13 protein-coding genes are annotated in these 12,029 nt (G+C 64.7%); all 13 read right to left on the minus strand.

Annotated features, from left to right (window positions below):
- Entirely contained in the window at positions 1-1,884 is a 1,884-nt protein-coding gene (gene dxs, locus IEX97_RS00980) for a 1-deoxy-D-xylulose-5-phosphate synthase (RefSeq protein ID WP_188880609.1), read from the minus strand.
- A 54-nt stretch (positions 1,885-1,938) separates the two neighbouring features.
- The gene (locus IEX97_RS00985; protein ID WP_188880610.1) at positions 1,939-2,544 is read right to left on the minus strand and encodes a hypothetical protein; all 606 of its coding nucleotides are present in this window, start codon (positions 2,542-2,544) and stop codon (positions 1,939-1,941) included.
- A 764-nt stretch (positions 2,545-3,308) separates the two neighbouring features.
- On the minus strand, positions 3,309-4,214 hold the full coding sequence (locus IEX97_RS00990; RefSeq protein ID WP_188880691.1) for a polyprenyl synthetase family protein: 906 nt from the start codon (positions 4,212-4,214) through the stop codon (positions 3,309-3,311).
- 5 nt (positions 4,215-4,219) lie between these two features.
- Positions 4,220-4,462 (minus strand): exodeoxyribonuclease VII small subunit, encoded by a 243-nt coding sequence (xseB, locus tag IEX97_RS00995; protein WP_229776195.1) that lies wholly within the window; start codon positions 4,460-4,462, stop codon positions 4,220-4,222.
- On the minus strand, positions 4,428-5,822 hold the full coding sequence (xseA, locus tag IEX97_RS01000; protein ID WP_188880612.1) for an exodeoxyribonuclease VII large subunit: 1,395 nt from the start codon (positions 5,820-5,822) through the stop codon (positions 4,428-4,430). Before xseA ends, xseB begins: the two co-directional genes overlap by 35 nt.
- A 179-nt stretch (positions 5,823-6,001) precedes the next feature.
- Positions 6,002-7,009: an NAD(P)/FAD-dependent oxidoreductase gene (locus IEX97_RS01005; RefSeq protein WP_188880613.1), complete on the minus strand. Its 1,008-nt coding sequence runs from the start codon at positions 7,007-7,009 to the stop codon at positions 6,002-6,004.
- Positions 7,010-7,145: 136 nt separating this feature from the next.
- On the minus strand, positions 7,146-8,240 hold the full coding sequence (locus IEX97_RS01010) for a Kae1-like domain-containing protein (protein ID WP_229776196.1): 1,095 nt from the start codon (positions 8,238-8,240) through the stop codon (positions 7,146-7,148).
- Positions 8,241-8,334: 94 nt separating this feature from the next.
- Positions 8,335-8,754: a transcription antitermination factor NusB gene (gene nusB, locus IEX97_RS01015; protein WP_188880615.1), complete on the minus strand. Its 420-nt coding sequence runs from the start codon at positions 8,752-8,754 to the stop codon at positions 8,335-8,337.
- A 53-nt stretch (positions 8,755-8,807) separates the two neighbouring features.
- On the minus strand, positions 8,808-9,038 hold the full coding sequence (locus tag IEX97_RS01020) for a DUF2273 domain-containing protein (RefSeq protein WP_188880616.1): 231 nt from the start codon (positions 9,036-9,038) through the stop codon (positions 8,808-8,810).
- A 3-nt stretch (positions 9,039-9,041) separates the two neighbouring features.
- A complete protein-coding gene (amaP, locus tag IEX97_RS01025) occupies positions 9,042-9,599 on the minus strand; it encodes an alkaline shock response membrane anchor protein AmaP (RefSeq protein WP_188880617.1) in 558 nt (185 codons plus the stop codon).
- Between the two features lie 33 nt (positions 9,600-9,632).
- The gene (locus tag IEX97_RS01030; RefSeq protein ID WP_188880618.1) at positions 9,633-10,055 is read right to left on the minus strand and encodes an Asp23/Gls24 family envelope stress response protein; all 423 of its coding nucleotides are present in this window, start codon (positions 10,053-10,055) and stop codon (positions 9,633-9,635) included.
- Positions 10,056-10,091: 36 nt separating this feature from the next.
- On the minus strand, positions 10,092-11,432 hold the full coding sequence (accC, locus tag IEX97_RS01035; protein ID WP_188880619.1) for an acetyl-CoA carboxylase biotin carboxylase subunit: 1,341 nt from the start codon (positions 11,430-11,432) through the stop codon (positions 10,092-10,094).
- Between the two features lie 11 nt (positions 11,433-11,443).
- Positions 11,444-11,956: an acetyl-CoA carboxylase biotin carboxyl carrier protein gene (accB, locus tag IEX97_RS01040; RefSeq protein ID WP_188880620.1), complete on the minus strand. Its 513-nt coding sequence runs from the start codon at positions 11,954-11,956 to the stop codon at positions 11,444-11,446.
- Positions 11,957-12,029: the final 73 nt, after the last annotated feature.

The following is a 12,029-nucleotide window of genomic DNA, read 5'->3' on the forward strand; positions in this document are numbered from 1 at the left end:
TTATGGCCACACATCCGAGGTTTTTTTCAACTCGACGCCGAGAAACGCCACCAGGTCCTTGATCACGCCGTCCGCGTCGAGCCCCAGGTGCCGAAGCAGCTCATCCCGGCCGCCGTGCTCGATGAACCGATCCGGCAATCCCTTGCGCAACAAGCGCGCAGACACCTGCTCGTCAGCCAACACCTCGGCCACCGCGGACCCCATCCCGCCTGCCAACGCGGCATCCTCCAAGGTCATGACCGGCATCCGCTCGGCATACTTCAAGATCAGGGACCGGTCCAAGGGTTTGACGAACCGCATGTTGATCACGGCAATCGACAGTCCATACTGGACCCGGGCCGCTTCGGCGGCCTTCAGTGCCGTCTGCACCATCGGTCCGAGCGCAAAGATGGCCGCGTCGCGGCCGTCGACGACCACCTCGGCTTTGCCCACCGGCACGGGCGACCACACGTCATCGAGCGGCACCCCGACGCCGTCGGCGCGCGGGTAACGCACCGCCACCGGGCCCTCCAATTGAAACGCGGTGTACAGCATGTGACGAAGCTCGTTCTCGTCTTTCGGCATCATGATGGTGAGGTTCGGAATGGCGCGCAGATACGAGAGGTCGAACGCCCCCTGATGCGTTTCGCCGTCCGGCCCCACGATGCCGGCGCGATCGACCGCAAACACCACCGGCAACTTCTGGATGGCCACATCGTGGATGATCTGGTCGTAGGCGCGCTGCATGAACGTCGAGTACACCGCAAACACAGGCCGCATCCCCGCAGCCGCCAGTCCGGCGCAGAACGTGGCCGCGTGCTGTTCGGCGATGCCGACGTCAAAACAACGTTCCGGGAAATGCTGTTGGAACTTCGACAACCCTGTCCCCGGCAGCATGGCGGCGGTCACGGCGACAATCCGCTCGTCCGCGCGGGCAAGTTCGATGAGCGCATCGGCGAACACATCCGTGTACGCGGGCGGCTTGTCCAACTTCACCGCCGTCGGCCACGAGTGAAACTTGTCCGGGGCGTTCTCCGCCGTCGGAAAGCCCTTTCCCTTTTCGGTGGCGACGTGGATCAGCACCGGTCCGCGCAGGTGAGACGCTTGTTGAAACACATCGATGAGCAAGGGGAGGTCGTGGCCGTCCACCGGACCGAGGTATTTGAATCCAAACGCTTCGAATAATAACCCCGGCACCACCAGGTGGCGCATCGAATCCTTGATCTTCTCCAGCGTCTTCGTCAGCTTGTCGCCGATGGCCGGCAGGCGGCGCAAAAGCTGTTCAATCTCCGCCTTGGCACGCGAGTAGGTCGGATCGGTGCGCAGACGGGTCAAATACTTCGATACCGCACCCACGTTTTCCGAGATGGACATCTCGTTGTCGTTGAGGATGACCAACAGGTCGGTGCCGAGGTGACCGGCGTGGTTGAGGGCTTCCATCGCCATGCCGCCCGTCAGCGCACCGTCGCCGATGACACAGATGACCTTGTAGTCCTCCCCTTTGAGGTCGCGCGCCACCGCCATACCGAGGCCCGCCGAGATGGACGTGCTGGCGTGGCCTGCACCGAAGGCGTCGTGTTCGCTCTCGCTGCGCTTGGGAAAACCGGCGAGCCCACGATACTTGCGCAAGGTGTGGAACAGGTGCTTGCGACCCGTCAGGATCTTGTGCACGTACGCTTGATGGCCGACATCCCAGATGATCCGGTCCCGCGGGCTGTCGAACACCTTATGCAGCGCGAGCGTCAATTCCACCACGCCGAGATTGGCGCCGAAGTGTCCGCCGGTCTTCGCGATGGATTCAATCAGGAATTGGCGAATTTCCTCCGCCAATTGCACCAACTGCGATGGACTGAGCCCCTTGAGGTCGGAGGGGCTGTCGATGTGTTCCAGCAGCGTGTTGGACACCCCATTTCTTTCGGTAACTGAATCCCATCGAAACCGCCGCGGATCAAAGATACATTACCCCGTCCGCTTCGGATCCATGACCGGGCGCCGCTTGCGGCGGCGGGAAGGGCGCCGGCCGGTGAGAAAAAGCGCAGACTGGATCACGCGCGCCGCCCACAAGATGATAGGCGTGGGAGAGTGAATGGCGATGGTCTTCCCCACCGCCTTCGCCCCGATGGTCAACGCGGTGGCCAATGCCGTCGTGGCGATGAGCACAAACTCTTCATACCCGCCAGCCATCGGCAGCGATTTCGACAATTGACCCGCCACCGCCATCGCCCCGGCACCGCTGAGCACACCCGCGATGTCCCCCACCATGTCGCTGCAGATGCTCGCCACCTTCTCCGCATTGCGGACGATCACGATGGCCTGTCTGGCGCCGTAAATGCGCTTCGCCGCCATCGCATGAAACGGCGTTTCGCGTGCGGCCGCGGCCGCGATGCCCAGCATGTCGAACAAGACGCCGACGAAAATGATGAGGACGACAAGCGCGGCCCCGACATACCAGGCCGCCTCATTGAGAAAAATCGTCGATGTATCGAAAACCCCGCTCACGGGAACGGAGATGGCCGCGATCATCAGCGCGAACTGCACCGAGCGGCGGATGGTCGCCCGCTTCATGATATGTACCTCCGAACCCGAGCGCTGCCGGCGTCGGGTGAGTGCGACGGGTGGCAGCCCCCTGGGTAAACTCTGTGGCTTAGGTCTAGTAGGATTTCCCAGAGGCGCACCGGTCGTCGCCGGCCCGGCGGTTTCCCTTTAAGCACCTCTTGACAGTGTCTCCAACTGTCAGACTAGATTACCACTTAGTCCACACTGTAATCCCCAGGGGACCTCGCCACAGGGCGAACAGTCTAGGCGTTTTCCGCGACAACCGCTCCCGTCCCCTAGCCTCTTTTGCAGTACAGATTTCACGCGGCACCGGCGGTGCTGCCTGGCCAGGGAGACGCCGCCTGATTCCCGCGATCCTTCAGTACCACTCAAGGCAGGCTACGCTGCACACAGATTGCCTCCGCATGCAGGTTCATCCCCCAAGCCGTAGCGCGTGAAGGCACGCCACGAACTTGGGCCTCCGCGAAAGTTGGGTCAGATCCCGCATGCCGTTGCAGGTTGCCCAACTTTCTTAACTCCCAGCATCAACCCAAGGCTGGGCGCCTCAAGCCAACACCAGGAACTTCATCGATGTGCCCTTTGGCGGATTTTTAGCCCCGCCTTCAGAGACGGACGGTTGACTAGAATACTGCGCCACCCGCGCCGAACACCCTTGATTATATCATACGCAACGGATGGGGCCGAATCCGCCGGAACCGGCGTGCCGGGCGCCACAACCCGCGGCGAGCAGCCATCGCGACTGAGTGCTAACAGACGCCGGGAAGCTCGTCCGTTCACCGCTGCCGCTCCACCATCCGCTGTGCCAAGCCGACCAAGAGCGGGCTGTCGATCCCGGCTGCCGCCAGTGCCCCCACGGCTTCCGCCAAGTGTGCTTCCGCCTGCCGGCGCGTTTCCGCGAGCCCGAACAAACGCGGGTACGTCAATTTCTGCAGACGCTCGTCCGAACCCCGCGCTTTCCCCATCTCGGCCGCATCGCCGGCCACATCCAACCAATCATCCATAATTTGAAAAGCCCACCCCGCATGCAGTCCGAACCGGGCGAGCGCATCCCGTACGGATTCCGCCACATCGGCGAACCACGATCCGATGAGGACCGCTGCCTGGATCAGCTTGGCCGTCTTGTGGGTGTGGATGTACGCCAGGTCTTCCGGCGTCCCGTCGCGCCGCTCTGCTTCCAAATCGGCCATTTGTCCGCCGACCATGCCGTAACACCCCGCGGCATGCGCCAGCGTGCGCACCATCGCCATCTGACGGTCCGGCGGCACAGGCAGCGGTTGTGCCAACTGTTCGAACGCGTACGTGAGCAACGCGTCTCCCGCGAGCAGGGCGGTCGCCTCGCCGAACACCTTGTGGTTGGTCGGGCGCCCCCGGCGCAGGTCGTCGTCGTCCATGCACGGCAGGTCATCGTGGATGAGCGAGTAGCAATGCACCAGCTCGATGGCTGCCGCCGCGGGCATCACCACGTCCTCCGCCACGCCGAACGTGCGCGCGGTCGCCAAACACAAGACGGGGCGCAACCGCTTGCCGCCCGCCAGCAGGCTGTAATTCATCGCTTCGCGCAGGCGCGCGGGCATCGGCGCCCCTTCCGGAAACAAGGTGGCCAAATACGCGTCGACCGCCGGGGCGAACGATGTGAGATACGCCTGCGCCGCATCGACCGGAGAACGGGGATGCGACATCGTCATCACGCCTCCTCGCCCGGCTGCGCTGAAACCGCCGCCTGGGGCGGCTCCTGGAGCAGCTGTTCGATCTCCAACTCCGCCTTGTCCAACATCTCGCGGCAGAAGCGCACGAGGTGCAAGGATTCTTTATACTGCTCAATCGCCTCGTGCAGCGGCAGCTCGGCCGATTCCAACCTGCGAATGATCTCCTCGAGGCGCTTCATCGCGGTCTCAAAGGTCCAATCGGGCTTGTTCGGTTCGGTCATACCCATCTTCCTTTCCACCGGCCACCTTGGCCAGGACGCTGCCGTCCGCGAACTGAATGCGGACGGGATCGCCAGGTTGAACCTGCCGGACCGAGGTCAACACCTGGTCGGTGTCCGCCCGGTAGACGACGCTGTAGCCGCGGCGCAAGACCGCGAGCGGGTTGAGGGCTTCCAGCGCGGCCGCCACCCGCTCCCACTGTGTCTTCGCCTGCGTCAGGCGCTGGAACATCAGGGTGCGTGCGCGCAGGTGGCGCTGTTCCAAGATGGATGACGCGCGCCGAACCGGCATGCGGACGTCGAGCCGGTGCAGCCGCTCCTGCAGGCGATTCACCTGCTCCCGCGCGATGTGCACCCGGCGCACGCCGAACCGGCGGGCCTGGCCCTCCAGGTGATCCACCACCTGCCGGCGCAGGTCAAGCCACCGCTTCGGCTGTGCCCACGCTGGCGACCCCACGGCCCGCTGCAGGCGTTCGTGCGCCACGTCCAACTTCCAGCGCAACGCCTGCCGCGCCCGCGCCTCCATCTGAAGCAAGGCGACGCGCAGGTCCGCTTGATCCGGAGCGACCATCTCCGCAGCCGCCGTCGGTGTCGGGGCGCGCTTGTCCGCAGCGAAATCGCAGATGGTCACGTCGGTCTCGTGGCCGACCGCCGACACCACCGGCACGGGACAGCCGGCCACCGCCCGCGCGACACGCTCTTCGTTGAACGGCCAGAGCTCTTCGAGCGATCCGCCGCCCCGCCCGACGATGATGACGTCGACGCGCTCATCCCCTTGCAACCCGGCCAGGCGCTGCAGCGCCGCCTCGATGGAAGCGGCCGCCTCCGGACCCTGCACGAGCGCCGGGGCCAACACCACCGAGGCCAGCGGATAGCGGCGCTGGAGCGTGGCGCAGATGTCGCGGATCACGGCTCCGGTCGGAGACGTCACCACACCGATGCGCCGCGGGTAACGCGGCAGCGGGCGCTTGCGCGCCGGATCGAACAGCCCTTCGGCGGCGAGGCGGTCACGCAACTGGAGAAACGCCACGTAAAGCGCGCCAATCCCGTCCGGCTGCATCTCTTCGACATAGAGTTGATATTGGCCGTCGCGCTCGAACACCCCGACGCTGCCGCGGCAGATGACCCGCATCCCGTCTTCCGGGCGAAACGTCAGATTCCGGTTGCGGCCGGCGAACATCACCGCCCGGATGCGGGCCTGGTCGTCCTTGAGCGTGAAGTACATGTGGCCGCTGGTGTGGTGCTTGAAATTCGAGATCTCCCCCACCACCCAGCAGTTCACCAACCGCTCGTCCGACTCCAGCCTGGCTTTGATGAGAGCGGTCAGCTGGCTGACCGACCAGACGCCATCCTCACCCTTCACCCCATCTCCCCCTTGGCGAGAGGAAAAAATTCACACCGCCCGCGCGCGGTGTGAACAGGATGTCTGCACTACGAGGAACGGGCCGGTTCCGCCTGAAGCGGGATCCGTCCCGCCCGCCGCCGGGACGCCGAGCCGCCGGGTTTTGCTGCCATGCCATACAAGGACAAGCAGGCCGCGGCTCACTCCTTGCGGTTGCTGCTGTGCCCTGGGAACAGCCTTGCTTTCGGATCGATATACGTCTTGGCGTTGTTGACCGCCGTCGGGGCCTCGCCCAGCCCGGTGGCGATCAACTTCACCTTGCCCGGGTACGTCACGATGTCCCCCGCGGCGTAGACCCCGGGGATGTTCGTCTCCATCTTGGTGTTGACGACGATCTCGTTGCCCTCAATCTGCAGCCCCCAGTTGGCGATGGGCCCGAGCGAGGCGCTGAAGCCAAGGCCGCTGACGATGGCGTCCACCTCGATGTCGAACGTCTCCTTGGTCTTGTTGTGGATGAGCGTCGCCCGCTCCACCCAGTCGCCGCCGTGCACCTCGTGGAGTTCCACGAACGTCTTGACCTCGACCGACGAATTGAACAACTGCTTCACGCTGTCCTCATGCGCGCGGAACTGGTCGCGGCGGTGGATGAGCGTCACCTTCGCCGCGACGCTCTCCAGCATCAAGGCGAAGTCGACGGCCGTATCGCCGCCGCCGATGACGAGCGCCCGCTTGCCCCGGAACTTCTCCAGGTCGTCAATGAAGTAATAGACCCCTTTGCCCACAAACTGCTTCGCGCTTTGCGCCGGCAACTCCTTGGGCGTGAACGCGCCGATGCCCGCGCAGATGATGACCGCGCGCGAATAATGGGTCCCTTTGTCCGTCACCAACTCGATGATGCCGTCCTCCCGGCGGCGGAGGTGTTCCACACGTTCATTGAGATGCACCGCCGGGTTGTACTGGAACGCCTGTTCCTTGAGTTGTTCCACCAACGTCCTCGCCTTGATCTTCGGAAATCCGCCCACATCGTAGATGTACTTTTCCGGATACAAGGTGGCCAATTGGCCGCCCAACTCAGGCAGGCTGTCGATGATTTTGCACGTGGCGTCGCGCATGCCGCAATAGAATGCCGCGAACAGCCCGGTCGGCCCCCCGCCGATGATGGTGATGTCGAATACCTTTTCCGTTTGCGCGCTCGGGGTATTGCTCAACGTGGCGTACCTCCTCTTGCCGCTCGTACACGCGAATCATCGCCTGTCCTACCGCGATGGTCGCGATCAAGCTGCGGGACCTGTTGGCATACTGCGCTCATTATACCGCGAATTTTGGCGAGAGGCCACGGATTTTTTAGAAGAGCACAGATAGCCCGCGCCACGCGATGTACGCCACGCCCACCGCGTTATCGGACGCATAGCGCGCCGGGGCAAACGCCACCGCCAAGCCTGGGCACGCCTTGGCCAAACGCCGCTCGATCCGATCCCGCACATACCGGTTGCTCGCCACGCCGCCCGCGACGATGCAGCGCGGCGCCGGGCGTTGCCGGTACGCATAGGCCACCGCCTTTGCCACCGCATTGGCGATGGCGCGCTCCACCCCGCGCGCCACCTCCGCCGCCGGTGCCCCGCCGTCGATGGCCCGCAGCGCCGCGCTGCACGGACCGGAAAAACTCATCCGCGCCCCGTCGACCCGCACCGGGAAGGTCAGGCCGTCGCCCGCCGCCTCCGCGGCCAACCGCTCCAAGGCAGGCCCTGCCGGAAACGGCAGGCCGAGAGCCACCCCGACGCGATCGACAAACTGCCCGGCGTGCAGGTCCGCTCCCTCGCCCACCATCTCAATCCGGTAGCCCCACCGCGTTCGTTCGGCGTACAGCACGTCCGATGTGCCACCGGAGAGGTGGACCGCGAGGAACGGGGTGTCGGACGAACCACGGGTGCCGTGGGATGATGAGGCGTCAAGCGCCGGATGGCCGCCGAAGGCGGAGAAAGCATGCGGCGCCTCCACCTGCTCCCGCGCCGCCTCCACGCGCGACCCCGGCCCATGGAGGAAGTACTCCGCCGCCGCCAGGTGCCCCTCTTGATGGGACGTCGGGATGAACACCAATCCCGCCGCGCGCGCCAACGACCAACCGAAGCTCACGCCCGCCGTGAACACCGGCATGTAGGAGCGTCCGAACGGCCGCGGACGGACCGACGCCCCGACCGCACACCACCGCCACTTCGTACATCCTCGTCCACGCAGTTGACGGACCAACTCGTCCATCAGCGACGGCAGGCGCTGGATATGAAAAAAGAGCGCGTCCGATTGCCGCAGCCCGCGCTCCCCTTCCGCGACCGGGAGCACCCTCCGCACGTCGGCCAGGAGCGTGCCGTCCTCTGCGGAGAGCGCACACAACGAGGTGGTGTAGTTGCTGGTGTCGATGCCAAGAATCAATCCGGCCGGCAAGCCATCCCCCTCCCGCCGCCACGCGCTGATCCCGCGGTGTGCTCCAAAGCCGGCAGACATCCGCGCGCCGTGTCTGCGGTGAAACGACGGACCGTCAGGCCCGAAACGCCGTCGCCGCCGGCAACACGCGCGCCAACACACCGTTCACAAAACGTCCGGACGCCTCGGTGCCGAACTCCTTGGCCAATTCCACCGCTTCGTCGACGATGGTGGCCACATCCACGTCGCGTTCGTACATCAGCTCGTACACCGCGAGACGCAACACGTTCAAATCCACCTTGGCAATCCGGTCGAGCCGCCAGCCCTGCACGTGCTTGGCGAGCAGTTCATCGATGGCCTCCCGGTGGGCGGCGGTCCCTTCCACCAAGGTGCGCACATACTCGGCGTCACGCTCGCGCTTGGGATGCTCCGCTTCCGCCAGGACGTGCGCGACCGCGGCCGCAGGCCGAACCCGTCCGACATCGATTTGATACAGTGCCTGCAACGCGCACCGGCGCGCTTCATGCCGACCCATCTCGTTCCTCCTCCCGCCGTCCCCGCATCCGCTGTGTCCATGCGCTACCCGAACTATTCCCCGAACCTGTCGGACAGCAGCTTCTCCACGACGTCGCGCCACGACTTGCGCTGTTCACTGAGCAGACCGGCCGCGTATCCGAGCCCGGCGAGAACAAGCAGACCCAACGTGGCCCAAAACCCGAACAGCATCCACAAGGCCCAGATCCCGCAACCCGCCAGGCAACCCTGCCACCGCCGCGGGAGGTTCCGCAGCCACATCCAGACGGCCAGCAGCCAGTTCATGGCTCACTCCACCCACGCCCGGGTGCTCTTCACCGGCGGCGGCGAACCGGCCAGCGAGACCACGTGCACGAACACCTTTTCCACGCCGACGCCCGCCGTCTGTTCCACGTACGACTTGACCGCGCGTTGGATCTCCGCGCTCATCTGGGCCAAATCCACGTCGGGCAAAGCCCGGACGCGAATGGACAACAAGACACCCGTTTGGCCGCCGCGCACCCGGGTATCGAGATCGTGCACACCGCGGACAGTCTGACCCGTACGGTTCGCCAATTCCCGCACCGTGTCAAACGAGATGCGGATGCTGCCGTGATCCCCGCTCAGGACGACGGCGTGCCCGTCCCGTGCCCCGCCGATGCGGTAGAACAAAAAGCGCACGCCGAGCAGGATGAGGACGATGCCGGCGATGACCGCGTACACATCGCCAGGAAACGCGGTCACGCCGTTGAATACCGCCGCGGACCAATCGCCGGGCACCCCGATGCCCAGCGACAAAAGCACAATTCCCGCGCCGACGCCCGCCAGGGAAAGGATGACGAGCAGGATCCGATCCAACGCACTCACGCGATCCGCCTCCTCCGGCTCACGGCCCGCCCCTCACGGCTTGCTGCGGCGCTCCCCGCCTGCGTCCGGGAGCTCCCTTCCTTTCTCCTGCTGAAACACGATGCCGGACACATGGAGGTGCACAGCGGAAACCTTCAGGCCGGTCATGCTCTCGATGGCCTGTTTGACATTCTCCTGGACAGCGAGGCCGACCTCCGGGATGTTCACCCCGTATTCAAGCACCACCGACAGGTCCACCGCACAACTTTTATCCTCGTCTTCGAAGCGGACTTTTACACCCTTGGCCAGATTCTTGCGTCCAAGGATAGACTCGGTCAGCCCGCCGGCGAAGCTCCCGCTCATCCCGGCGACACCCGGTACCTCGCTCGCCGCCAAGCCGGCGATGACCTGGATGACCTCGTCGGCAATCTGGATCTTTCCGAATTCCGTCGCCTGAAAACCCATCTCATCCGCCATGGGCCGTCCTCCTGTTCTTTCGTCATGGCCAGTATATCAGAGCGGGTGCTCCTCCAGGAAGCGGGTGGTCACCTCGCCGCGCTGGAAGCGTTCGTTCTGCATCAACTTCATGTGAAACGGGATGGTGGTCTTGACGCCTTCAATCCGAAACTCGCCGAGCGCACGCAGCATGCGCTGGATAGCCTGTTGCCGGTCCGGCGCCCACACAATCAGCTTCGCGATCATCGAATCGTAGTAGGGCGGCACCACGTACCCCGGGTACGCCGCGCTGTCCACCCGCACGCCGATGCCGCCCGGCGGCAGATACTCGGTGATCTGCCCGGGACAGGGCATGAAATTACGGTCCGGGTCTTCCGCGTTGATCCGGCACTCGATGGCGTGTCCGCGCAACACCACGTCCTCCTGCCGGATGGACAACGGGTACCCCGCTGCCGCGAGGATCTGCTCGCGGACGAGATCGACACCCGTCACCCACTCCGTGACCGGGTGCTCGACTTGGATCCGCGTGTTCATCTCCATGAAGTAAAACGAGCCGTCCAACGAATAGATGAATTCAACGGTGCCCGCCCCGACATAATCCACCGCGCGTGCCGCCGCCACCGCCGCCTCGCCCATGCGCCGGCGCGTTTCCTCCGACAAGACGGGACACGGCGCTTCTTCCACCAGTTTCTGCAGACGGCGCTGCACAGAGCAGTCGCGTTCGCCAAGGTGGATCACGTTGCCGTGGCGGTCTGCCAATATCTGGATTTCCACGTGCCGCATCCGTTCAATATACTTCTCGATGTACACACCAGGGTTGCCAAACGCCGTTTCCGCCTCATGCTGGGCAGTGGCGAACGCCTGCCTGAGCGACGCCCGGTCGTGGACAACGCGGATGCCCTTGCCCCCGCCACCCGCGGTCGCCTTGATGAGCACCGGGTACCCAATCTCTTCCGCAATCCGCTCCGCTTCGTTGGCGTCGGCCACCAACCCGTCACTGCCCGGTACGGTCGGTACGCCGGCACGGCGCATCGCCGCGCGGGCGGCCGACTTGTCCCCCATCGTTTCGATGGCCCGCGGACTCGGGCCGATGAACGTGATGCCGCAGGCCTCGCAGACATCCGCGAAGTCGCTGTTTTCCGCCAAAAACCCGTATCCAGGGTGAATCGCGTCCACACCCGTCAACGCCGCGACCGTGATGATGCTCGGGATGTGCAGGTAGCTTTGCTTGCTCGGCGTCGGGCCGATACAATACGCCTCATCGGCCAACTGGACATGCAACGCGTCGCGATCAGCCTCCGAATACACCGCCACCGTCTCAATCCCCAGTTCCCGGCAGGCGCGGATGATGCGAACGGCGATCTCGCCTCGATTTGCGACCAAGATGCGGTTGAACATATGGCGATTCCTCACCCGAGCCGGACGCGGAACAACGGCTGGCCGTATTCCACCAACTGGCCGTTCTCCGCCAATACTTCGATGATCTCCCCGCGGCACTCCGCCTCAATCTCGTTCATCAGCTTCATGGCTTCCACGATGCATACCACCGTCTTTTCCGTCACCCTGGATCCCACATCCACATACGGCGGCGCGTCGGGCGACGGCGCGCGGTAAAACGTCCCCACCATCGGCGAGGTGATGGTGTGGATGTTCGCCTCTTGCACCGGCGCCGGACCCGCCGGCCCTGCCGGGGGTGCAGGGTCGGCAGCCGGCGCAGCGGCGGCCTCGGGGGAAGGCAAGAACGAGGCAGCAGCTGCCGGAGGCGGCGCGACGGCCGCGGCCGCTGCGGCAGGCGGTGTCACGGGGGCCGTCAGGGCCTTCTTGAGGCACAGCTTCATGTCTTCCGTCTCTATCCTCAACTCCGTCAAGCTCGATTCGTCGAGCAGGCGGATCAGGTCCCGGATGTCGTCGATCTTCAACAACGGTCACCCACTCCTCGGCGGTCCCCGCCTCGAACTTGCTCGTCCTAGTATAGCATAGGCGAAAACTGCCGTG

This window comes from Paenalicyclobacillus cellulosilyticus (assembly GCF_014647315.1).
GTDB lineage: Bacteria > Bacillota > Bacilli > Alicyclobacillales > Alicyclobacillaceae > Alicyclobacillus_J > Alicyclobacillus_J cellulosilyticus.

What these genes read in the sequence shown, in the direction of transcription:
- IEX97_RS00990 (WP_188880691.1), bottom strand. Translation starts at nt 4,214, where the DNA reads ATGTCGCATCCCCGTTCTCCGGTCGATGCGGCGCAGGCGTATCTCACA.
- IEX97_RS00985 (WP_188880610.1), bottom strand. Translation starts at nt 2,544, where the DNA reads ATGAAGCGGGCGACCATCCGCCGCTCGGTGCAGTTCGCGCTGATGATC.
- IEX97_RS01020 (WP_188880616.1), bottom strand. Translation starts at nt 9,038, where the DNA reads ATGAACTGGCTGCTGGCCGTCTGGATGTGGCTGCGGAACCTCCCGCGG.
- IEX97_RS01030 (WP_188880618.1), bottom strand. Translation starts at nt 10,055, where the DNA reads ATGGCGGATGAGATGGGTTTTCAGGCGACGGAATTCGGAAAGATCCAG.
- accC (WP_188880619.1), bottom strand. Translation starts at nt 11,432, where the DNA reads ATGTTCAACCGCATCTTGGTCGCAAATCGAGGCGAGATCGCCGTTCGC.
- xseB (WP_229776195.1), bottom strand. Translation starts at nt 4,462, where the DNA reads ATGACCGAACCGAACAAGCCCGATTGGACCTTTGAGACCGCGATGAAG.
- nusB (WP_188880615.1), bottom strand. Translation starts at nt 8,754, where the DNA reads ATGGGTCGGCATGAAGCGCGCCGGTGCGCGTTGCAGGCACTGTATCAA.